Origin of the sequence: Mesorhizobium sp. C432A, assembly GCF_030323145.1 — a bacterium.
Taxonomy (GTDB): Bacteria; Pseudomonadota; Alphaproteobacteria; order Rhizobiales; family Rhizobiaceae; genus Mesorhizobium.
Genome location: NZ_CP100470.1, coordinates 5661650 through 5683963, shown reverse-complemented (window position 1 = coordinate 5683963; position 22314 = coordinate 5661650). Strand labels below are relative to the sequence as shown.

The 22314-nt window shown below is 63.3% G+C and carries 23 protein-coding genes; 14 read left to right on the top strand and 9 right to left on the bottom strand.

From position 1 onward, the window contains the following. The first annotated feature begins 7 nt into the window (after window positions 1-7). The 5 genes from NLY33_RS27990 to NLY33_RS27970 all read left to right on the top strand — a co-directional run bounded on the left by NLY33_RS27990 (window position 8) and on the right by NLY33_RS27970 (window position 4801). Window positions 8-889 (top strand): ABC transporter permease, encoded by an 882-nt coding sequence (locus NLY33_RS27990; RefSeq protein WP_023708156.1) that lies wholly within the window; start codon window positions 8-10, stop codon window positions 887-889. Continuing rightward, on the top strand, window positions 886-1713 hold the full coding sequence (locus tag NLY33_RS27985) for an ABC transporter permease (RefSeq protein WP_023709184.1): 828 nt from the start codon (window positions 886-888) through the stop codon (window positions 1711-1713). The genes NLY33_RS27990 and NLY33_RS27985 overlap by 4 nt, the downstream gene beginning before the upstream one ends. A 25-nt stretch (window positions 1714-1738) precedes the next feature. Continuing rightward, window positions 1739-2845 carry an ABC transporter substrate-binding protein gene (locus NLY33_RS27980; protein ID WP_023668506.1) on the top strand — a complete coding sequence of 369 codons (1107 nt, stop codon included), beginning with the start codon at window positions 1739-1741 and terminating at the stop codon, window positions 2843-2845. Between the two features lie 281 nt (window positions 2846-3126). Beyond that, a complete protein-coding gene (locus NLY33_RS27975) occupies window positions 3127-3726 on the top strand; it encodes a helix-turn-helix domain-containing protein (protein ID WP_023684396.1) in 600 nt (199 codons plus the stop codon). Then, the gene (locus NLY33_RS27970) at window positions 3716-4801 is read left to right on the top strand and encodes an ABC transporter ATP-binding protein (protein ID WP_023668504.1); all 1086 of its coding nucleotides are present in this window, start codon (window positions 3716-3718) and stop codon (window positions 4799-4801) included. Before NLY33_RS27975 ends, NLY33_RS27970 begins: the two co-directional genes overlap by 11 nt. 440 nt (window positions 4802-5241) lie before the next feature. Here the strand turns inward: NLY33_RS27970 and NLY33_RS27965 are convergent, their stop codons facing one another. Beyond that, a complete protein-coding gene (locus NLY33_RS27965; protein ID WP_023704863.1) occupies window positions 5242-5946 on the bottom strand; it encodes an SOS response-associated peptidase in 705 nt (234 codons plus the stop codon). Window positions 5947-6132: 186 nt separating this feature from the next. Between NLY33_RS27965 and NLY33_RS27960 the strand changes: the two genes are divergently transcribed. Next, entirely contained in the window at window positions 6133-6486 is a 354-nt protein-coding gene (locus NLY33_RS27960) for a nuclear transport factor 2 family protein (RefSeq protein WP_023684393.1), read from the top strand. A gap of 89 nt (window positions 6487-6575) precedes the next feature. Here the strand turns inward: NLY33_RS27960 and NLY33_RS27955 are convergent, their stop codons facing one another. Continuing rightward, window positions 6576-7055: an SRPBCC family protein gene (locus tag NLY33_RS27955; RefSeq protein ID WP_023668501.1), complete on the bottom strand. Its 480-nt coding sequence runs from the start codon at window positions 7053-7055 to the stop codon at window positions 6576-6578. Beyond that, entirely contained in the window at window positions 7052-7408 is a 357-nt protein-coding gene (locus tag NLY33_RS27950) for an ArsR/SmtB family transcription factor (RefSeq protein ID WP_023704864.1), read from the bottom strand. The genes NLY33_RS27955 and NLY33_RS27950 overlap by 4 nt, the downstream gene beginning before the upstream one ends. Before the next feature lie 165 nt (window positions 7409-7573). Here NLY33_RS27950 and NLY33_RS27945 point away from each other — a divergent pair, with 165 nt between their 5' ends. Beyond that, entirely contained in the window at window positions 7574-7921 is a 348-nt protein-coding gene (locus NLY33_RS27945) for an ArsC family reductase (RefSeq protein ID WP_023708158.1), read from the top strand. Between the two features lie 138 nt (window positions 7922-8059). Here the strand turns inward: NLY33_RS27945 and NLY33_RS27940 are convergent, their stop codons facing one another. The 3 genes from NLY33_RS27940 to NLY33_RS27930 form a co-directional block, all read right to left on the bottom strand. After that, window positions 8060-8416, bottom strand: coding sequence for a DUF488 domain-containing protein (locus NLY33_RS27940; RefSeq protein WP_023704867.1), 357 nt, complete (start codon window positions 8414-8416; stop codon window positions 8060-8062). A 9-nt stretch (window positions 8417-8425) separates the two neighbouring features. Continuing rightward, complete coding sequence (locus tag NLY33_RS27935; RefSeq protein WP_023684389.1) at window positions 8426-9682, bottom strand: aminopeptidase; 1257 nt, start codon at window positions 9680-9682, stop codon at window positions 8426-8428. Between the two features lie 85 nt (window positions 9683-9767). Next, window positions 9768-10682, bottom strand: coding sequence for a LysR substrate-binding domain-containing protein (locus NLY33_RS27930; RefSeq protein ID WP_023687096.1), 915 nt, complete (start codon window positions 10680-10682; stop codon window positions 9768-9770). 95 nt (window positions 10683-10777) lie between these two features. Here NLY33_RS27930 and NLY33_RS27925 point away from each other — a divergent pair, with 95 nt between their 5' ends. From NLY33_RS27925 to sbmA, 3 genes are all read left to right on the top strand, one after another. Beyond that, complete coding sequence (locus NLY33_RS27925) at window positions 10778-10981, top strand: hypothetical protein (protein WP_023704868.1); 204 nt, start codon at window positions 10778-10780, stop codon at window positions 10979-10981. A gap of 82 nt (window positions 10982-11063) precedes the next feature. Further along, window positions 11064-12221 (top strand): YbfB/YjiJ family MFS transporter, encoded by a 1158-nt coding sequence (locus NLY33_RS27920; RefSeq protein WP_023735597.1) that lies wholly within the window; start codon window positions 11064-11066, stop codon window positions 12219-12221. 115 nt (window positions 12222-12336) lie between these two features. After that, complete coding sequence (gene sbmA, locus NLY33_RS27915; RefSeq protein WP_023704870.1) at window positions 12337-13605, top strand: peptide antibiotic transporter SbmA; 1269 nt, start codon at window positions 12337-12339, stop codon at window positions 13603-13605. Between the two features lie 26 nt (window positions 13606-13631). Here sbmA and NLY33_RS27910 read toward each other — a convergent pair whose 3' ends face one another. Beyond that, a complete protein-coding gene (locus tag NLY33_RS27910; RefSeq protein WP_023708159.1) occupies window positions 13632-14636 on the bottom strand; it encodes a polysaccharide deacetylase family protein in 1005 nt (334 codons plus the stop codon). Window positions 14637-14829: 193 nt separating this feature from the next. Between NLY33_RS27910 and NLY33_RS27905 the strand changes: the two genes are divergently transcribed. Both NLY33_RS27905 and der read left to right on the top strand, forming a co-directional pair. Further along, the gene (locus NLY33_RS27905; RefSeq protein ID WP_023692117.1) at window positions 14830-15492 is read left to right on the top strand and encodes a tetratricopeptide repeat protein; all 663 of its coding nucleotides are present in this window, start codon (window positions 14830-14832) and stop codon (window positions 15490-15492) included. Between the two features lie 76 nt (window positions 15493-15568). After that, window positions 15569-17002 (top strand): ribosome biogenesis GTPase Der, encoded by a 1434-nt coding sequence (der, locus tag NLY33_RS27900; RefSeq protein ID WP_023696590.1) that lies wholly within the window; start codon window positions 15569-15571, stop codon window positions 17000-17002. Window positions 17003-17107: 105 nt separating this feature from the next. Here the strand turns inward: der and NLY33_RS27895 are convergent, their stop codons facing one another. Then, a complete protein-coding gene (locus NLY33_RS27895; RefSeq protein ID WP_286439426.1) occupies window positions 17108-18304 on the bottom strand; it encodes an IS256 family transposase in 1197 nt (398 codons plus the stop codon). A gap of 269 nt (window positions 18305-18573) precedes the next feature. Continuing rightward, complete coding sequence (locus tag NLY33_RS27890; protein WP_023668489.1) at window positions 18574-19482, bottom strand: LysR substrate-binding domain-containing protein; 909 nt, start codon at window positions 19480-19482, stop codon at window positions 18574-18576. Window positions 19483-19599: 117 nt separating this feature from the next. On the opposite strand from NLY33_RS27890, the gene NLY33_RS27885 reads away from it, so the two are divergent. Then, window positions 19600-20895 (top strand): MFS transporter, encoded by a 1296-nt coding sequence (locus NLY33_RS27885; RefSeq protein WP_023705186.1) that lies wholly within the window; start codon window positions 19600-19602, stop codon window positions 20893-20895. A gap of 136 nt (window positions 20896-21031) precedes the next feature. After that, window positions 21032-22216, top strand: coding sequence for a cell wall hydrolase (locus tag NLY33_RS27880; RefSeq protein WP_023705185.1), 1185 nt, complete (start codon window positions 21032-21034; stop codon window positions 22214-22216). The last annotated feature ends 98 nt before the right edge of the window (window positions 22217-22314 follow it).

The window sequence follows — 22314 nt, the reverse complement described above, 5'->3', positions numbered from 1 at the left end:
CAGCCTGATGTCGACCGTCGTTGCGTCTGAAGCGCCAGCAGGCTCCGCCCGGGGCTTCCGCTTCGCCATGTTGCTGCCGGGCGGGCTGGTCACCTTCTTCCTGATCCTGTTTGCGCTCGGCCTCGTGCTGTTCCTCGCCTTGCGCGGCAATGACGGTTCGCTGCTCGGCGCCGGCTTCACGGCAGGCAACTTCATCACCGTGGTCTCCGATCCGCTCTACTGGACGGTGACGCTGCGCTCGCTGGTGATCGCCGGCCTGGTGACGCTGGCGACCGTCGTCACCGCCTATCCCGTCGCCTACTATCTCGCCTTCCATGCCGGCCGCCGCCGCAGCCTGCTTTTGTTTCTGGTGACCCTGCCGTTCTGGACCAGCTATCTCCTGCGCGTCTTCGCCTGGAAGATCGTGCTCGCCTACAACGGCGTCTTGAACTCGGCGCTGATCGAAAGCGGCATCTGGTCGGAGCCGACGCTGGCCTTCCTCAACACGCCGGCGGCGGTGGTCGTCACGCTGGCGCATGCCTATGCGCCCTTCGCCATCCTGCCGATCTATGTGGCGCTGGACACCATCCCGAAATCACTGCTCGAAGCCGCCTCCGATCTCGGCGCCAGACCGTTCACGGCGTTTCGCCGCGTCGTCTTGCCCAATTCGATGCCGGGCGTTCTGGCGGCCGCCCTCGTCGTCTTTGTGCCGACGGTCGGCGACTATGTCACCCCGGCCATGGTCGGCGGTCCCGCCAGCACCATGATCGGCACATTGATCCAGTCGCAGTTCGGCAAGGCCAATGACTGGCCGTTCGGAGCGGCACTTTCAGTCTGCGTGATGCTGGTCATCCTCTGCGTGGTGCTGGTCGCACGCGGCGCCGACCGCAAATTCGGCAGCCGCAAATGAGCGCGGCGCGGAGAGATGATGGCCGCGGCTGGCTCGGCGTCTATGTGCTTGCCTATCTCGTCTTCCTCTATCTGCCGGTGCTGTTGATCCCGCTGTTTTCCTTCAACAACTCCATCCAGGCCGCGTTTCCGCTGCAGGGCTTCACGCTCGAATGGTATGCCACGCTCTATGGCAATCCGGCGCTGTCCGGCGCGCTTTTGAACAGTCTCGTCATTGGCGTCGTGGCCGCCGCCGGCGCCACGCTCTGCGGCATCACCGTCTCCTATATGGACCTCTACGGTCGTTCGCCGCTCGCCGCCACCATCAGCGCCATCTCCAGGCTGCCGATCCTGATCCCCGGCGTCATCGTCGGCATATCGTTGCTGATCCTCGTCAATCTCATCGGCCTCGGCCCGTCGCGCATCGCCATCGTTCTCGGCCACATACTGGTGGCGCTGCCGACCACCGTGGTGATCATGCGCAGCCGGTTTGCCGCAATTCCGAAAACCATTCGCGAGGCCGCACTCGATCTCGGCGCTTCCGACTGGACGACCTTCCGGCGGGTGATGTTGCCGCTCTCGCTGCCGGCCATCGTCTCGGCCTTCATGCTGGCCTTTCTGATTTCCTTCGACGAGTTCATCGTCGTCTTCTTCCTCGCCGGCACCGAGCCGACGCTGCCGCTCTACATCTGGAGCCAACTGCGTTTTCCTCGCTCGCTGCCGACCGTGATGGCGCTGGGGACAGCTATCCTTGCTGTGTCCGTCATCATCGCCGGCATCGCCGAAATCCTGCGCCATCGCGGGCTGAGCACAGCCCGTCGGACGGCGCCCACCAGTCCAGCCTGACCCATAACAAAAGAGGAGAACCGAAATGGCATTCGACCCGAAATCAATTACTGGGCTGAAATCGATCACTGGCCCGAAATCGATCACTGCAAAGACAGCCCGCACCGGGCTTGCCGCGCTTGCAATCGTCCTGTCGTCGACTGTCGCCTTCGCCGCCGACAAGCTGCAATATTTCACCTGGTCCGGCTATGAACTGCCAGACTTCAACAAGAGCTTCCTGACGGCCCATCCCGATGGCGTCGAGGCCTCGATCTTCGGCGACGACGACGATGCCTTCACCAAGGTCAAGGCCGGCTTCCGCCCCGATATCGCCCATCCCTGCTACGACAAGGTGGCGCGCTGGAACAAGGAAGGCCTGCTGCAGCCGATCGATACCAAGCGCATCAAGAACTGGGATTCGATCTTCCCGGTGTTCAAGAACCTGCCCGACATCCAGGCCGGCGACGGCAAGGTCTGGATGGTGCCGTGGGATTGGGGCAACACCTCGATCCTCTACCGCACCGATCTGGTGAAGAACCCGGAAGCGAGCTGGAACCTTCTGTGGGACAAGCAATATGCCGGCCGCATGGCGACCATCGATGCCGTGCATGACACGCCGATCGTTGCAGCACTTCTGGCCGGCGTAAACCCCTTCGATATGACGCCGGAGCAGATGGACAAGGTGGCGGAAAAATTGCGCGAGCAGCGTCCGCTGCTCTCCAACTACACCACCGACATGACCTCGGTCGAACAGGCGCTGGCCAGCGGCCAGCTGGTCGCCGCCATGACCTGGAACGCGTCGGCAACCTCGCTGAAGAAGCAGGGCGTGCCGGTCGAGTTCATGAAGCCGAAGGAGGGCATGCTGACCTGGGCCTGCGGCTTCGTCATGCTCAAGGACGCCAAAAACGTCGACCTCGCCTATGACTTCATCAACAGCCGGCTCGACGCCGACTCGGGTAAGTACCTGATCCAGGCCTACGGCTATGGCAGCTCGCTGAGCACCGCCTTCGCCGGCGTGGCGAAGGACGAACTGGACAAGCTGCAATTGCCGGCGGACCCGGAGGTGATGCTGAAGACCACCATCTTCACCGGCCCGATGAAGCAGAACGACGATGTGGCGAAGATGTTCGAGAAAGTGAAGGCGGGCGGCTGAGGGATCCATCGCCGACGGTTGCGCTGCCCCTCACCTGCCTGCCGGCATCCTCTCCCCGTATAGTGACGGGGAGAGGGGCGCTGTCACCAGCGATTTCGCAAATCGCAAACGTTGCAGAAATGGCGCCGAGTTTGCGACCAGCCGCTTTCTCCCCGTCACTATACGGGGAGAAATGTCCGGCAGGACAATGAGGGGCAGCGCCGACGGCAGGTAATTGTGACTAATCTCCTGAAGCCCGCGGGTCTTGCCGCCGCGCCAAAGACTGCAACAAGGACCAACTGATGGACATGCTTGAAGCGAAACCAAAGGCCGACGCCGACATTCGCGTCGGCCGGCGCGTGCGGGCGCTGCGGCTGGAGCGCAATTTGTCGTTGGCCGAGCTGGCAGCAAAAGCCGGCGTCTCCATCGGTGCGCTGAGCCAGATCGAGCGCGGCCTGTCTTCGCTGCGCGTCAAGGTGATCTGGCCGCTTGCGGCCGCGCTCGACATCGAGCCTTCGGCGCTGATCACCGACGGCAACGAAGCCGCCAACGATCTCTATTGCGTGCGCGCCGACAAAAGGCGGCAGCTCCCGGTCAAGTCGGAAGGCATCGCCAAGGCGCTGCTGTCGCCGCCGGGCGCGGCGCTGACCGGCCTCTTGGTGACGGTGGAAGCCGATGGCGGCACGGCGGAAGCCTATGCGCATATCGGTCACGAGTTCGGCTATGTCCTGTCGGGCGAGGTCGAACTGGTGGTGGACTCGACAAAATACGTGCTGAAGAGCGGCGACTCCTTTGCCTTCAAGAGCACGCTTCTGCACGCCTTCCGCAATCCCGGCACCGAGCCTTGCCAGATCCTCTGGGTCAACACCACCAAGCCGTCCGAGGTTCGCGATGGCGCCTGATGCGCTGGTACGCCTGGACACGGTCTCGAAGGTTTTCCCCGGCGGCATTGTCGGGCTCGACGCCGTCGATCTCGACATTATCAGCGGCGAGTTCATCACCCTGCTCGGGCCCTCGGGCTGCGGCAAGACCACCAGCCTGCGCGTCATTGCCGGTTTCGAGAGCCCGTCGAGCGGCAAGGTGCTGCTCGATGGTCGCGACATCACCGCGCTCAGGCCGTTCGACCGTCCCGTCAACACCGTGTTCCAGGATTATGCGCTGTTCCCGCATATGAAGGTCGCCGAGAATGTCGGCTTCGGCCTGTCGCTGCGCAAACTGTCCGGCGCCGAGCAGGCAAAGCGCGTCCGCGAAGCCCTCGACATGGTCGGCCTCGCCGACAAGCTCGGCGCCCGCGTTTCCGAACTGTCGGGTGGCCAGCGCCAGCGCGTCGCGCTCGCCCGCGCCATAGTCTGCGAGCCGCGCGTTCTGTTGCTCGATGAACCGCTGTCGGCGCTCGATGCGCATCTGCGCGAACAGATGCAGGTCGAACTGAAGCGGCTGCAGTCGCGGCTCGGCACCACCTTCGTCATGGTCACCCACGACCAGACCGAAGCGCTGTCGATCTCCGACCGCATCGTCGTCATGAACAAGGGCCGCATCGAGCAGATCGCGCCGCCGGCTACGCTTTACGACCGGCCGGCGACGAAATTCGTCGCAAGCTTCATCGGCACCATGAACCTCTTGCAATCGCGCTTCATCGGCCGCGACGGCGACCGCCTGCGCTTCGCCGCTGGCGGGCTTTCGCTGGAAGCAACATCTGAAACCGGCGACACACCCGGCGAAGGCACTGAGCGCACTATCGGCGTTCGGCCCGAGGACTTGCTGGCCACCACCGATGCCGCCGCCGGCACCGCGCCGGCGCGCGTCAACTCCATCGTCTTCCACGGCCGCACGCTGCGGCTGCATGCTGAGCTGGGGCAGGGATTGCCGGTGGTGATCGATGCGCCGCGCCAGGCCGAGGGCTTTCAATTCAGCGTCGGCGACGTGGCGCATATCAGCCTGCGCCGTGGTGCCAACTGCCCTATGCTGCCAAGCTGATCCAACCCAATCCCTTCATCGACGGTTGGATTTAACCTGCTGTGAAGATCGCCAAGGTGGAATTAAGTGTGAATTGACTCGCAAAGGAACATATTCCTACTTTGCGGGATGCCCGAACTAAGCACCCGACCGCGCCGAAATGTGCAAACCCTCTGCTTGGCGCATGAAGTCGGGCAGCTAATTCGTGTTCGATGTCGGAACTGCAACATCACTCGACACTATCTGCCTGGCGATCTCGCAAAGCTGGTTGGTGATATCCCCTTTTGGGATGTGGAGCGGCACATGCGGTGCGAGCGCTGCAAAGGTCGTGAGCTCGATGCAGGCATCATTCTGCCAAGCGCTGCTGAACGCCTTAAAATTCGCGTCAGACGTCTTGTCGAAATCCGCATGGTTCGCCGGGTAATCTGGCGAGACGACGATTGAGGAGAGCCGATTTCGGGCTAAAACAGAGTCCCTTGGGCCGGGGCCTGTGGTGGGAACTTGATCTGTGTGGCTGGCTTCTCAACGATCACCAACGCGTCGTTGGGCGCCGTCCGCTGCAAATGCCGTGCTTCCGACCATGGCGCCGTCAGCCAAGCCTCGGTTTCCTCCGGCGTGGTGAGGATCACGGGCATAGCCTTCTCATGTATCGGCGCAATGAGAGCATTAGGCTTGGTGGTCATGAAGGCGTATAGCTCGAAGTCGCCGGGACCGTCCTTGACCTTTCGCACGCCCTGCCAAGACGTCCAGAAACCAGCGAAGAAGAACAGCGGCCGGCTCTCGCCACGGGCAAACCAGTAATTTCGCTGGATTCCTGTTTCCGGGTCTTTATCGTTCGCCGCAGGGCTGGGCTCGGCAAAGCTGGTCACCGGCACGACACATCTGTGCTCGACGCCCACATATTGCTGCCAGTGCGAATATTGCGGATTGCGAACGTTGGTGGTGCCGTAGTCGGCCTTACCTTTCATGCGCTCGGGCGGCGTTGGCAAACCCCAAAGCAGTTTCGCCAGTTCACGCTCCCCATCCGTCCTGTTGCGAACGACAAGCCCAGGTTGATTGGGATAGACATCAAGCGAAGGTTCGAGGTTGCCGCTGATATCGCGCAATGTGCGGGTCCATTGGCGGACCGCCTCTTGCGTCGTCGTGATGTTGTAGAGGTTGCACATGCACCCAGCATTGCGGAATTGGCTTTTGTCTGCAACCGAAGTCGCTGTCCGACGCCGCCGCAATCGTCGTCACACAGCCGCGCTATATCATCGTCCTGACACACCTTGTCAGCTGTCGTGCGGGTAAAGGTGGCGGGCCGGCAAGCGCTTCCCTACTTCAAACCAGTCTGAACAGGAGGAACACACATGACCATCGCGGATGTTGCCAAGGATTTCACTGAAATGCTCCAGCAGGGGGATCACCTGGGTGCTGGTGAAAAGTACAATGCCGATGATATCGTCAGCCTCGAAGCCATGGAGGGGCCGATGGCCATCGCCCGTGGCAAGGAGGCTCTCAGGCAAAAGGGCGAATGGTGGCAAGAGAACCACGAAGTCCATGGCGGCTCTGTCGAAGGCCCCTATGTCAACGGCGACCAGTTCGCGGTGCGCTTCAAGTTCGACATAACGCCCAAGGCGACCGGCGAACGGGTCACCATGGACGAGGTTGGCCTGTACACGGTCAAGAACGGCAAGATCACCGAAGAGCGCTTCTACTACTGAGCCCGGGTGCCGTAGGGTTCCGGCGCACTTCGCTGCACGACCCAAAAACCAGGCGGCCGGGACAAAGTCCTGGCCGCAGTGGGAAAAGCTCAAATGGTCTTCACATACTGCGCCAACTGATCGGCCACCGTGCCCCAGCCGTCGAAGAACCCCATCTCTTCATGATTGTTGCGGGTAGCCTCGTCGCGATGGATGGCCGTTGCCGTGTAGCGCGTGCCCTTGTCATCCGACTGAAGCGAAATGACTGCGGTGATGAAGGGCTCGCCGGAGGGCCGATAGCCCGGCAGCAGCGCATCGGTCCACACCAGCCGCTCGTTCGGCACGATCTCGAGATAGCAGCAATGGCGGTCGTTGACCTCCTTGCCGTCGGGCGATTGCATGCGCGTCCGGAACAGTCCGCCCGGACGAAGGTCGATCTCGCAATCGGTGATCAGCCAGGGCTTGGGCGTGAACCATTGCTTGACATGCTCCGGCACCGTCATCGCGCTCCACAAGAGTTCGCGCGGCGCGTCGAGCTTGCGCTCCAGCACAAGGTCCAGTCTGGGGTCGGGCTTGAAGGGATAGCTCACTTTTCTTGCTCCTTGAGGCTCATCACATAGGCGTCGAATTGATTGAGTCGGCGCTCCCACAGCGTGCGCTGTTCGGCCAGCCAGTTTTCGGCGAGCTGCAGCGGTTCGGGCGCCAGCTGATAGGTCCTGGTGCGGCCGATTTTTTCCGATCGCACCAGACCGCAGCCTTCCAGCACTTTCAGATGCTCGATGAAGGAAGGCAGCGCCATCTCGAAAGGCTGCGCCAACTCGCTGACCGAGGCCGGACTGCGGTTCAACCGCTCGACCACGCGCCGCCGCGTCGGGTCAGCCAGCGCGCGGAAGATGCCGTCGATCGGCGGGAGACTTGTAGTTGGGGCGAGGAGGCTTGGCATGGGCGATCCTGAGGTCTGTCGACGCGGTGCAGGCAGATACTTAGGAAATTTCCTTAGTATTGGCAACCTCTAAAAAAGCGCCGCTAGCGATTGGGAAGCTGGCAAAGCGGGGAGGGCGGTTTTAGGCTGTCTGAGGATTCGACTGTCAGTCAAGGGAAGCGCGTTTTGACGATCACCATGTACGGCATCACCACCTGCGACACGATCCGCAAGGCGCGCACCTGGCTGGAGGGCCATGCTGTGCCCTACCGCTTTCACGACTACCGGGCCGAGGGGATAGAGGCGGGCAGACTGGACGGATGGATCGGCAAGGTTGGCTGGGAAAAGCTGCTCAACAAGGGCAGCACGACCTTCCGCGAACTGCCCGACAAGCACAAGCAAGGGCTCGACGAGAAGAAGGCCAGGAAGCTGATGCTGGCCAACCCGACGATGATCAAGCGCCCGGTGCTCGAGGTCGGGGATGAGATTTTGGTGGGGTTCAAGCCGGAGGCTTATGAAGGGGTGGTGAAGTAGCGTAGCCCTGCCTCGTCAGCCTATGGCGTAGCAAGGAGCGAAGCGACGCAGCGCAGACACGAGGATGACGAACGCGTGGAGGGCGATCGCTAATTGTGAAGGCTTTCGCTTGCGGCGTATGCAGCGGTTCGCTGTCTCTCAACCCGTCCAGCGCAAATACCCCGCCAACGCCACCGCATTGTTATGCGCCTCGTCATGTGCGCCATAAAGCAGCGTCACCTTGGCCTTGCCGAGCAAGCCACGCAGTTTCGCCACCGCTTCTCTATTCCCATCCAGCTCGACCGAATACCGCACCTGAAACTCCGCCCATCGCGCCGGCTCATGTCCGAACCACCTCCGCAATTCATCGCTCGGCGCGATCTCCTTCAGCCACAGCGTCAGCGCGGCATCCTCCTTGCTGATGCCGCGCGGCCAGATGCGATCGACCAGCACCCGCTGCCCATCATCGGGCGCGGGTGCTTCGTAAATTCGCTTGACCGTCAGGTCGAAGGCCATCCGCCCCCTTTACGCCCACTCGCCCTTGCGCATCACCGGCACCTTGCGGCCATCCTTGTGCACGCCGTCTATGTCGATCTTGTCGGAGCCGATCATCCAGTCGATGTGGATAAAACTCTTGTTGCCGCCGCGCTGGGCGATTTCGTCCTGGGTGAGCGAGGCGCCGTCGACGAAGCATTTTGAATAGCACTGCCCGAGCGCGATGTGGCAGGCGGCGTTCTCGTCGAACAGCGTGTTGAAGAACAGCAGGCCGCTGGCCGAGATCGGCGAGGAATGCGGCACCAGCGCCACCTCGCCGAGCCGGCGCGAACCCTCGTCGGTGTCGAGCACTTTCTTCAGCACGTCCTCGCCCTTCGAAGCCTTGGCCTCGACGATCCTGCCCTCTTCGAAACGCACCGAGATATCGTCGATCAGCGTGCCCTGGTAGGACAGCGGCTTGGTCGAGGATACACGGCCGGAGACGCGCCGTGCATGCGGCGTGGTGAAGACCTCCTCGGTCGGGATGTTCGGATTGCAGGTGACGCCGTTCTTGGCAGTCGAGGCGCCGCCCATCCATTCATGGCCATCGGCCAGCCCGACGGTGAGGTCGGTGCCCGGGCCGCTGAAATGCAGATCATGGAAATTGTGCTCGTTCAGCCACTTTGTGCGGCCGCGCAGCGCTGCATTGTGCGCCGTCCAGTTTGCGATCGGGTCTTCCACATCGACCCGTGATGCCGAAAAGATCGCATCGGCGAGCTTCACCACGGCGACATCGTCGGCATCGCCGGGGAAGACCTGTTTTGCCCAGGCGAGATCCGGGTAGGCGACGATGTTCCAGTTGATGTCGAAGCCGGTGATCTTTTCCAGCGCCGGCTGGTAGGCCATCGAGTTCGCCTTGTTGGCGCGCGCCACTTTCGCCGGGTCCTGCGCCGACAACAGCGACGGGTCCTCGCCGCGCACGGCAAGCCGCGCCGCATTGTTGGAAAAGGCCTTCGCCATGCCTTCATACATCCAGCCGGCGGCGCGGTCGAAGCCGGCATCCGCGCCGTAGCGGAAGCGCGCCAGCGTGATCTCGTCATCGTTGAAGATCGGCGTCACCAGGCCGGCGCCCGCTTTATAAGCGTGCTCAACGATGCGCCTGGTCAGCGGCAGTGCGGCGATCGACGAGGTCAGCACCAGATCCTGCCCCGGCTGCAATTGCAGCCCGACCTTGATGGCGACTTCCGCCAGCCTGTCGAGCTTCACCGGGTCGATCGTTGCGGAAACGCCGCGCGAATGTGTGGTCATGATCCTGCCTGCCTTGGTCCGGGAGTGAGAGTTCCAACATAGGCCGGCGCGGCTGTCCTTTCCAGCACCGTCGCGACGGACAGCCCTAGGCAGCGCTTTCCAGCGCGCTAAACTGCGCCACGGTCGCCGCGATTTCCTCGCGGATCCAGATCTTGAAATCGCGCACCTTGCGGCTTTCGGTCTTGGTCGCCGAGGTCACCAGCCAGTAGCCGAGGCCGCTCTGCGCCCGCACGCCGAAAGGCGCGACGAGGCGGCCGTCGGCCAGCGCATCGGCGGCCAGCAATTGCCAGCCGAGCATGACGCCATGGCCGGCGATCGCCGATTCCAGGCACAGCATCGGGTCGGTGAAGCGCGCGCCCTTGCGGAAGCTGACCGGCTCGGCCCCGGCAGCCTTGAACCAGCTCTCCCAGTTGATCATCGCCCGTTCGTCGGTGATGGCGCAGGTCTGCGCCAGGTCTTCGATCGACTTCAGTTTCTTGGCGATCACCGGCGCGCAGACCGGAAAGACTTCCTGCGCCAACAAAAGTTCCGCCCGGCCGCCCGGCCATTTGCCGTCGCCAAGCCGGATGGCGATGTCGATGTCGGAGCGCTCGAGATCGGCCAGCCGCACCGAGGCGTCGATGCGCAGCAGCACGTTGGGATGGCGGTCGAAATGCCGCGACAATCGCGGCAGCAGCCATTTCGAAGCGAAGGCCGGCGCCACCGAAACCACCAGCGTGCACTGGCTTGCCTCGTCCGCCAGCGCCACCGCTTGCGCCAGCTCGCGAAAACCGGCGCCAAGCCGGGCGGAAAAAACCGTGCCGAACTCGGTCAGCACCAGCCCGCTCGCCGTTCGTTCGAACAGCGCCTGTCCAAGCTGCTTTTCGGTGCGGTTGATCTGCTGGCTGACGGCGCTGACGGAGACGTTGAGCTCGCCGGCAGCGGCCGCCAGCGAGCCGAGGCGGGCGACGGTTTCGACGGCGCGCAGGCCGTTGAGATGGACGCGGTTCAGCATAGCCATTCCAGTTTTTCTAAACCGGCGCGGCCGAAATCTCAATTGAAAGACGGCGAGACAGGGCAGATTCTAGCGAAGACAACCAGACCGAGGAGGCGAGGATGGTGACGATCGTATCATTGCTCAAAGTCTTTGCCGCCGGCTACAAGCGGCGGCGCCATGACGGGGATGTCCTCAATTGGGTGACCGATCCGCTGTCGCATCCCGTGCTCGACACCATGTCGGAGCGCGAACTCGGCGACATGCCGTTTCGCCTGACGGCGCGCCGCACCGCCTACGAGACCGGCGCAATCGGCTGTGGTTGAGATTCTTAGACATTAGTCGCGAGCCACTGGCCCAACACAAAGCGGATTGTTTCGGCGGCCGCCAAATCTATTGTGCGCTGCAATGAACGCTGCGCCATCACCCTTGCGTCTAGCCGTAGCCGGCATGATCGCCATGGCCGTTGCCATGGGCATTGGCCGCTTCGTCTACACCCCGATCCTGCCCGGCATGATGGAGGAACTGCATCTGTCGCCGGCCGATGCCGGCTGGATCGCTTCGGCCAACTATCTCGGCTACCTCGCCGGCGCGCTTGCGGCGGCCGGCGGCTGGGCGCATGGGCGCGAGCGGCTGCTGATGTTTGGCGGCCTTGCCGCAAGTGCTGCGCTCGCCGGCCTGATGGGGCTGAGCGAGACGATGACCGCCTTTGTCGTCATCCGCTTCCTTGCCGGCCTGGCCAGTGCCTTCGTCATGGTGTTCATGGCCTCGATCGTCTTTGGTCATTTGGCAGCCGCCAACAGAAGCGACCTGCAGGCGCTGCATTTCGGCGGCGTCGGTCTCGGCATCGCGGCATCCTCGGCGCTGATGGCGGTTCTGGTCACCGAACATGCCGGCTGGGCGTCGGGCTGGCTGTGGTCGGCGGCGATTTCCGCCGGCGGCCTTGCGCTTGTCGCCTGGCTTGCCGGCGGCACCGCGCCCGCTACCGGCCTGGCCGGGCGCGAACCGGCGCTGCCCAAGGACCGGTCGCTGATAAAAGTTATCGTTGCCTACGGCCTGTTCGGCTTCGGCTACGTGGTGACGGCGACGTTCCTCGTTGCCATCGTGCGCCAGGGCGGCGACGGCCGCGTCTTCGAGGCGACCGTCTGGATGGTCACCGGCCTTGCCGGCTTCCCCTCGGTGTGGCTGTGGCAGAAGGTAGCGGCACGGATCGGGCTTTATGCCGCCTATGCCTTGGGCTGCCTGGTCGAAGTGGTCGGCGTCACCGCCAGCGTCGCCATGGGCGGCGCCGCCGGCCCGTTGCTCGCGGGCGTCCTGCTCGGCGGCACCTTCATCGCCGTTACAGCACTCGGCCTGCAGACCGCCAGGCAGCTCGTGCCGCAGGCGCCGCGCCGGATCTTCGCCATGATGACCGCCGCCTTCGGCATCGGCCAGATCGTCGGCCCTGTCGTCGCCGGCCTGCTGGCGCAAGCCTCGGGCAACTTCTTCCTGGCCTCGATCGTCGCTGCTGGCGTATTGCTGGTATCTGCTGGGATCACCTGGTCGGCCGCGCCAAAATCGCCATGATTGTGGTCTTGCTCGATGCCGGGCATCGGGTACGGGCATTTGCTTTCCACCTAATGTGTGACTTTATGCCCGCCGAACCCCGCTGATTTGCGCACCGACCGAGGATTTCACCACAGTGTTCGTATCCTTCTTCCCGCAGCCGAAGCTGTTTTTCATCTCGGCCGTCGTCTGGACTGCGGTTCTCGTGGCAGCCTGGTTCCTCGGTGCTGACCAGCTTGGCGCGTTTCTCGGCTTGCCTCCGGCTCTTGCCGACGCGCCGCCCATCATAGGCGTCTCGGTGTTCTGGTCGCCTCCGTTCCTCTGGTTCTACATCTACTATGCGCTTGGCGTTTTGATATTCTATGGCTTCTGGCACTGGTATTCTCCGCACCCGTGGGACCAATGGTCTATCCTCGGCAGTTCGCTGCTCCTGTTCACGACCTACTTTCAGGTGCAGGTAAGCGTGGCGATCAACGCATGGTATGGACCATTCTGGGACCTCATTCAGGGCATCGTTAGCAAAACGGTCAAGGCAACCGAGGCTGATCTTTACGCTCAAATAATCACTTTCCTCGGTATCGCTCTTGTCGCGGTTACCGTGTTCGTTTTGACAAACTTCTTCGTCAGCCACTGGGTGTTTCGCTGGCGCACTGCGATGAACAATTACTACATGTCCTATTGGCCGAAGCTGCGCCATATTGAGGGCGCTGCACAGCGTGTGCAGGAAGACACGATGCGGTTTTCCAAGATAATGGAAGACCTTGGCACTAGCTTCGTCGATTCCATCATGACGCTTATCGCTTTCATGCCGATCCTGCTCAGTTATTCTAAGCATGTCACAGAGTTGCCATTGATCGGTCATGTTCCTCAGCCGCTGGTTTTGGCTGCGATCTTCTGGGCAGTCTTCGGTACAGTCATCATTGCGACCGCAGGCATCAAGCTTCCTGGCTTGCAGTTTCGTAACCAGCGCGTCGAGGCAGCATATCGCAAGGAACTCGTCTACGGTGAGGACGATCCGGCCCGGGCGCAGCCGCCGACCGTCGCGGAGCTGTTTGCGAGTGTGCGGCAAAACTACTTTCGCCTGTATTTCCACTATGTGTATTTCAACGTGGTCCGCTATCTTTATCTTCAGACCAACAACGTCTTCTCCTACTTCCTGATGGTGCCTTCCATGATCGCTGGAACGCTGACGCTGGGTCTCATCAACCAGGTCAGTTCAGCCTTCAGTCAGGTAACCAACTCATTCCAGTATCTCGTCAATTCTTGGTCGACGATTGTCGAGCTTCTGTCAGTTCACAAGCGCCTTCGCGCCTTCGAGGCGACGATTCGCGGCGAGCCGCTGCCCGACATTGACCGCCACTTCATGGAGCGTCAGGAACAGGCAAAGGAACCCGACCCGGCTTGATCCTATTTGCACAGACGGTTGGCGGCTCAGCCGCCCACCGCCGCCTGCCTCTCGCTACCACGTTGCCGCTGCACATAATCGCGAAAACTGATGCATTCGACGTCGGCTTTCACGCACGTCTCGTCGGCAAAGCGCTCCAGCGCGTTCCAGTAGGCGCCGTCATTCATCAGCGTGAAATGGAAGCTCAGCACCAGCGGGATGCGCTTGCCCTGATATTGCTTGTCGAAGGCGGCGCGGAACGCCTGGTAGGTCCGATCGCTGAACTCGGCTGCCTGGCTCGGCCGCTCGAAACTGCCGGAATGCCTGACATAGAGATTGTAGTCCATGGCGATCACCGGCCTTGAACTCGGGCCTTCCGGGATCTGTGGCAGCGAAAAGCGGGTCAAGCCGCCGCCGGTCGGCGGCTCGACCGGGCCGTTCGAGACGCCGCTGGCGTCATAGTGGTAGCCGGCTTCAGGCAGGGCCTCGTAGAGCCCTTTGCTGGTCGACAGATAGGGCGCGCGAAAGCCGACCACGGCATGGGCAATAGCGCGCCAGCCTGCGGGCTCGGGCGCAATGCCGTTGATTGCATAGGCGTTCTCCAGAATGCGCTCGAACGATGCGAATTCCTTCAGCCAGTCGGCCTTGCTCCAGTCCTTGCCGTCGAAATGGCCGCAGCCATGGCTGGCAATGTCATGGCCCTCCGACGCGGCGAGGCCGATCTGGTCGAGCCGGTCCGCGACTTCCTGTTTCGAGGCGGCGAAGCCGATGTTGGATTTGCCCGCGGACCTGGCCGGCGCGGTGTATTCGGCGCGTGTCTGCTGCGACAGCAGGAACACGCAGGAAAGGAAGTAGGTAAAATGCGCGCCGGTGCGCTTGGCTAGCGCCCGGCTGCGCTGCCATTGCGATATCTCACGGGCGCTGTCGAACGAGATGATGACGATCTGCTTCGGCTTTGCCGGGGATGGCGCCGCCGGCGGGTCGGCGTAAGCAACGCCCGCCGTGGCAAGCACAGCGGTGGAAAATGCGACAACGCGGGACAAACGTGGCATCGGCAATCTGGGCTTGATCTGGAGGCAGTCAAAGCCGGCTATCGGCAAAATGTGGCGTGGGTGCGATCAAAGTCGGCAGCTATGCGCCCGGCGATTAGCCGATTTTCCTGCCCAGCCCCTTCCATGCCCGCGAAATTTCGCTAAAACGCGGGCTCAAGAAGCGCCCCTGTTGGGGCAGCAATGGTTTTGATTGATGTCCGACGACAGTTTTATCCGCGAAGTCAACGACGAGATGCGCCGCGAAAAGGCGCAGGCGCTGTGGGATCGTTTCGGTCCGGCGCTGCTTGGCCTTGCTATCCTGGTGGTGCTCGGCACCGCTGCCTTCGTCGGCTACCGCTATTGGGATGAGACCCGCGCCAACCGCTCGGGCGATGCCTTCTCGCAGGCGCTGAAGCTTGCCAATGACGGCAAGAGCGACGAGGCGCTGACAGCGCTCGAACAGCTGGAAAAGGATGGCTACGGCGCCTATCCACTGCTCGCCCGTATGCGCGCCGCAACCGTCAAGGCCGACAAGGGCGACTTTGCCGCCGCCGTTACGGATTTCGATGGCGTCGCCGCCGACACCGCCATTCCGCAGGGCATTCGCGACATGGCGCGCCTGCGGGCAGCTCTGCTGCTCGTCGACCACGGCTCCGTCGCCGATGTCTCCAGCCGCGTCGAGGCGCTGACCGCCGACAACAACACGCTGCGCCACACGGCGCGCGAAGCGCTCGGCCTTGCCGCCTGGAAGGAAGGCAAGACCCAGGATGCGCTGAAACTGTTCGACCAGATCGCCGCCGATGACGGCGCGCCGCGCAATGCGCGCCAGCGGGCGACGTTGATGTCCGAACTGATCCGCGGCTCGGGCGCGTCATGATACGCATCGCCCAAAGCCTGCCCTCGGGCCTGACCCAAGGGCGCGCTGCGGTTTGGGCGATGATATGGATAGCCGGATGAGCTTCAAAGTCGCCATTATCGGCCGGCCCAATGTCGGCAAATCGACGCTTTTCAACCGGCTGGTCGGACGGAAGCTGGCGCTTGTCGACGACACGCCGGGCGTCACCCGCGACCGTCGCGTCCACGCGGCAAAACTCTACGATCTGCATTTCGATGTCATCGACACCGCCGGCTTCGAGGACGCCGCCGCTTCGACGCTGCCCGGCCGCATGCGCGCGCAGACCGAGATCGCCATCCGCGAAGCCGACCTGATCTTCTTCACCATCGACGCCAAGTCCGGCCTGCTGCCCGATGATCGCACCTTCGCCGAGATCGTGCGCAAGTCCGGCAAGCCGGTCGTGCTGGTCGCCAACAAGGCCGAGGCCAAGGGCGCCCAGGGCGGCATGCTGGAAGCCTGGGAACTGGGTCTCGGTGAGCCGATCCCGGTCTCGGCAGAGCATGGCCAGGGCATGCCCGACCTGCGCGATGCTGTCATCGAAGCCCTTGGCGAGAAGCGCGCTTTCGACGAGGAAGAGGCCGAAGCCGAAGACGAGGTCGCCGCCAGCGAGGTGCTGATCGGCGAGGACATCACCGATCCCGACGCTGAACCTGCCTATGACGACACCAAGCCGATGCGCATCGCCGTCGTCGGCCGTCCCAATGCCGGCAAGTCGACGCTGATCAACGCGCTGATCGGCGAGGAGCGGCTTTTGACCGGCCCGGAAGCAGGCATCACCCGAGATTCCATCTCGGTCGACTGGGACTGGCATGGCCGTCGCCTAAAACTGTTCGACACTGCCGGCATGCGCCGCAAGGCCAGGATCCACGAAAAGCTGGAAGTGATGTCGGTGCAGGACGGTCTGCGCGCCATCCGCTTTGCCGAGATCGTCATCATCGTGCTCGACGCCACCATCCCGTTCGAAAAGCAGGACCTGCAGATCGCCGACCTGATCATCCGCGAGGGCAGGGCGCCGGTCATCGCCTTCAACAAATGGGACCTGATCGACAATCCGCAGGAACTGCTGGCCGAATTGCGCGAAAAGACCACACGGCTTTTGCCGCAAGTGCGCGGCATCCAGGCGGTGACGGTTTCGGCCGAGACCGGGCGCAGCCTCGACAAGCTGATGGATGCCGTCATCAAGACGCACAAGGTGTGGAACAGCCGCGTTTCCACCGGCAAGCTCAACCGTTGGCTGGAAAGCATTCTGGCGCATCACCCGCCACCCGCCGTCGCCGGCCGCCGGCTCAAGGTCAAATACGTCACCCAGGCCAAGACCCGGCCGCCGGGTTTCGTCGTCCAGTGCTCGCGGCCCGACGCGATGCCGCAATCCTATGTCCGCTACCTCTCCAACAGCCTGCGCGAAGCCTTCGACATGCCCGGCGTGCCGATCAGGATAGCGCTGCGGACTTCGGACAACCCGTTCGCGGGGAGAGCGAACAAGCGCAAGTGAGCGCAAATAAGCTTCAGGCTGGCGGGACAGCACCCCCCTCTGCCCTGCCGGGCATCTCCGGTTGTGTGCGTCAAGTTCTGCAAAATGGGGCAGCCATGATGCTGGTCATGCGGCTTGGCGCAGAGCGAGCTTCTTGTGCTCGCGCAGGTCGTCCATGTTGATGTATCGGTTGGCCTCCATCCAGTTTTCATTGGTCTCGACGGCCAAGGCCCTGACCAGGCGCAGGCAGCTTTCGGTATTGGGGAAGATGCGCACGACATAGGTGCGCCGGCGGATTTCCTCGTTGAGCCGCTCCAGCATGTTGGTGGATTTGAGATGCTTGTGGTGCTGTCTCGGCAGCCTGAAGAAGGTCAGGGTTTGTTCGATGGCATCCTCGGCCCAGCCTGTCAGGCGCGGATAGCGGGCCGACCATTTGGCAAGCCATGCGGCAAGATCAGCCCTGGCCTCTGCGAGATCGCGCCGGTCGTAGAGCCAGCGCAATTCCTGCAGGCAGTCGTCGCCGTGCTTCCTCGGCAGATGATCGAGCGCGTTCCTGAGGAAGTGCACGTAGCAGCGTTGCCAGGCGGCTTCGGGGATCACCTCGCCGGTCGCTGCCACCAGGCCGGCGTGATCGTCGGACACAACCAACTCGACGCCCTTGAGGCCGCGCGCTTTGAGGCCGACGAGGAAGTCCCTCCAGGCCGAGCGGCTCTCGCGATTGGCCATCTCCACGGCCAGGATCTGGCGCCTTCCGTCCCAGTCGATACCGACCGCGATCAGCACCGCCTGGCTCATGACAACACCGGCTTCACGCACCTTCTCGTAGCGCGCATCGAGGATGAGGTAAGGAAACGGCTCTTGAAGGGGGCGCCTGGCAAAGGCAGCGAGGCTCTCGTCCAGCCGCTTGTTGATGGCCGAGATCGACGAGGCCGAGAAGGCATGGCCGCACAGTTCTTCCGTGATCGCCTTCACCTTGCGGGTCGACACGCCCTGCACATACATCTCCGCCAGTGTCGCCACCAAGGCCCGCTCGGAACGCTGGTAGCGCTCGAACAGCTCGGTGGAGAAGCGCCCGGCCCGGTCCTGCGGAACCCGCAGCTCGAGCTTGCCGACCCGCGTCACAAGGGTACGGCCGTAATAGCCCGAGCGATAGCCAAGCCGTTCGGGCGTGCGCTCGCTCTTCGAGGCACCCAGCGCCTCGTCCATCTCGGCCTCAAGCACCTCCTGCATCACCGCACGGAGCACTTCGTGCAATCCATCCGGGTTCGAAAGCAAAATGTCTTTGACGGCAGCGCTGGCGGTCTTAACTTCAGTCTTGGTCATGGTGGCGTTCCTTCGCGGGAATCAGGTGACGTGAACAATCACCAGCCTGCCATGACCGCCCCCTCTCAGCGAATTTGCAGAACTCTCAGCACACTACCGGCATCTCCCCCGCAAGGGGGGAGATCAGTCGTTTCGTCTTTGGAGCCTCTCTTGCAACGTTGAAAATTGGCGAAAGCATTCGCGAGATCCAATCTCCCCCCTTGCGGGGGAGATGTCCGGCAGGACAGAGGGGGGTGTGACGGAACGCTACGCTGGACAGCCGCTTCCGTCTAAGCGACCTCTCTCAACCGCTCGTCCTGCGGCAGCGCCGCCACCGCCGCGTGCCACAATATATCCGCCAGCCGCGCCGCCACCGGGTCCAGTTCGGCGTCTTTCTGGTGCAGCACCAGCGCCATGGTCGGCAGCGCGGGTAAGCCCAGCGTTTGCGGCGCCATCGCCCTGACATTGGCCGGCAGGCCGATATCCGTGCGGATGGTCAGGCCGAGGCCGGCGGCGACCGCCGCCCAGATGCCGCCAAGGCTGGGGCTGGAGAAGGCCATCCGCCATGGCAGGCCGGCGCGGTCGAGCGTTTCCGTCGTCACTGTGCGCAGCAGGCATGGCGCTTCCAGCGCCACCAGCGGCAGTGCCTCGCCCTCGCGCAGCCTGGTCTCGATCAGCTTTGCCGGCCCGATCCAGCGCAATTGCGCGTCGCCGACATGCCGGCTGTAAGGCAGCGCCTGGCCGCTGTCCCAGGCCAGCGCAATGTCGAGATTGCCTGATGTGATCCGCTCGGCGAGTTCATAGCTGCGCCCGATCCGCGCCTCGATCTTGACCTTGGGGTGCGCGCGGGCGAAGCGTCCGAGCACCTCCGGCAGCACCGCCTCGCCGAAATCCTCCTGCAGGCCGAGCCTGACCCAGCCTTCCAGTTCCACGTCGTGGATGGCCGAGGCCGCCTCGTCGTTCAACTCGAGCAGCCGCCTGGCATAGCCGAGCATGGTTTCGCCGGCTTCGGTCAACGCCAGTCCGCGGCCCGACTTGCGGAAGATCGGCGTGGCCGCCTGGTCCTCCAACTTCTTCAGTTGCGCGCTCACCGCCGAGGTCGAGCGTCCAAGCCGGTCGGCGGCCTTGGCGAAGCTGCCGAGTTCCATGCCGGTGACGAAGCTTCGGAGGACATCGAGGTCGAAGGTTACGCGGCGCATCACAACGATCCTGTTTTTCGGGAACAATTGTCAAAAACTTCCCGCTATTCGGGATGAGGTTATGGCGGTAAAGACGAGGCGTCAAGGCCCTGAAAGGGCATCAACAGGAGTCCCGCCATGTCGATTGCCGACGCAAATTGTGAGCCAGGCCGGGTTGGCCGAGCCGCCGCCGTCACGTCGAAGGCTGAACAATTTCCCGCCAATCATCGCTGGAAGGTGCTTGGCATCGGCGTTGCCGCCAATGCCAGTTTCTCCGCCACCTTCGCCGGCATACCGGCGGCGGCGGTGTTTCTGCGGTCGGGTTATCACTTGAGCAATGGCAATCTCGGTCTGGTCCTCGGCCTTCTCGGACTGGGCGTTGCCTTGAGCGAACTGCCCTGGGGCCTGCTCACCGACCGCTGGGGCGATCGCGGCGTGCTGTTGACCGGCCTTGGCGCGACCGCGGCGTGGCTCGCCTTGATGGCGTTGTTCATCGTGCCCTCAGTGACCTATGTGCCTGGCGTCGCAATGCTGGCCGCATGCCTTCTGGTCGCCGGCCTGCTCGGCGGCAGCGTCAACGGTTCCAGCGGCCGCGCCATCATGGCCTGGTTCCACGAAGGCGAACGTGGCTTTGCCATGAGCATCAGGCAGACCGCGGTGCCGCTCGGCGGCGGGCTCGGCGCGCTGGTCCTGCCGTCGCTGGCATCGGTGCACGGTTTCGCGGCGGTCTTCGGGCTGCTGGCCGCCATGAACGCCGTCTCTGCGCTGTTTGCCTGGCGATGGCTGCACCAGCCGCCGGAACTGGACAATGCCGGCAGCATGGCCATGGCAAAGTCGGGCGGTCCGGCGCCGCTGCGCAATGTCGAGGTCTGGCGCATCGCCACCGCCATCGGCCTGCTCTGCTTTCCGCAAGTGGCGGTGCTGACCTTTGCCTCGGTCTTCCTGCACGATTTCGCCGGCATAGCCACGCTCACGATCAGCGCCAGCCTTGCCGCGGTGCAGACCGGCGCCATGGTGATGCGCGTCTGGAGCGGCCGCTTCACCGACCGCCATGGCAACCGCCGCTGGTTCCTGCGCCTCTGCAGCATGACAAGCGCGCTTGGCTTCGCGGCCGTCGGCCTGCTGGTCCTGGCGGCAGGAGCCACGCCAGACGCCCATGCCGCGTTGATCCCGGCGATCGCCGTGCTGCTGGTCGTTGCCGGCATTTCGGTCTCCGCCTGGCATGGCGTCGCCTACACCGAACTCGCCACGCTTGCTGGCGCCAGCCGCGCCGGAACCGCGCTCGGTCTTGCCAACAGCTTCGTCTTCATCGCCTTCTTCGTGGTGCCGACCGCCATTCCGGCTTTGCTGCTCATCTGGTCGTGGCCTGGCGTCTGGCTGGTGGGCGCGCTCTGCGCCATGATTGCATGGCCAATTTTCCTGCGGCCGAACTGACGGGTTGCCGGCCGGCAAACGGCGTCCCATTTCGGGCCGCTTCGGACCAACACGATCGACCGCGTTAACCCCGCATCAAGGTTAATGCTTCACTTTGGCTCTCCAGTGGCTCAGTTGCGTTTCTGGAGAGTTCCCCGTGCATCGACGTGTCCTGAAGCGGCTGGCCGCCGCCGCCGGTGAGAAAAAACGTTCCTTCGTACCGCCATTGGTCATCGGGCTCGGCATCTGGATCGGCTTTCCAACCGTCGTCGCCTACCAGGACATGGGCAGCCTGATTTCCGGCCTCGAAGCCTCGGGCACCCGCTGGAACTCTTATGTCGAGCGATCCGTCGCCGGCTCGGTTCATGCCGCCGAAATGCCTTTCATCGATTCCGTCACCACCGGTTCGCTCTCGGGCTCGGGCGTGCGCCTGCCCGGCGTCGGCAAGGTCTCGTTTCGCGGCAAGGGCAATGTCGCCGGCATCACGCCCGACGAGGACCGCATCATGCGCGCCGACAAGAAGGGCCGCATCATCCAGGTCTCGCCGGTGGCGCCGCCGAAGAACTTCAATGCCGGCTCGATCTTCCAGCGCACCTCCTCGCTGCTGCGGCCGAGCATGGACAGCGGCCTGAAGCTCGCCTTCGCCAAGCCCGGCATCAAAGGCAAGGAAATCCAGATCGCCCAGTCCTTCCACACCAATGTGGACAAGAAGCCCGATCCCGGCGTGCCGGCCATGCTTGCCGCCCTCGTCAACAATGACAGACCGGACGTGCTGGCCACCGCCTATGCCCAGGCCGAACCCGATTACGCCAAGGCCTCGCCCTTCGAAGCGCTGCTGCAGGACGAGGAGCCGAGCAGCGGGCGCTTCATTCCGCCGATGGCCAAGGGCGATCATTCGTGGATCCAGAACCCGCTGCCGGCCAGCGTCTTCTCCACGAAGGAGCAGGCCTGCCTCGCCAACGGCATCTATTTCGAGGCGCGGGGAGAATCCGTGCGCGGCCAGGCCGCCGTCGCCCAGGTCATTCTCAACCGCGTCCGCAATCCGGCCTATCCGAACTCGATTTGCGGCGTCGTCTACCAGAACGACAACTGGCTGAACCGCTGCCAGTTCTCCTTCGCCTGCGACGGCCGCAAGAAGCGCATCGAGAGCCCCGCCCACTACAAGACCGCGCAGGACGTCGCGATGGCGGTCACCGCCGGCAAGATCTTCATTCCCGAAGTCGGCTCATCGACCCACTACTACGCCAACTACGTCCATCCGGGCTGGGCGCGCACGATGCAGAAGATGACCAAGATCGGCCTGCATATCTTCTACCGCACCTATGGCGGCGGCTGGAGCTGAGCCCTTCGGCTTGCCTGTCGCAAACGAACCGCAAAGGCCCTGGAAGCCGAAATCGGACAGCGGTCGCCGGACGGATTCGGGGCATGTGCCGACCCGAT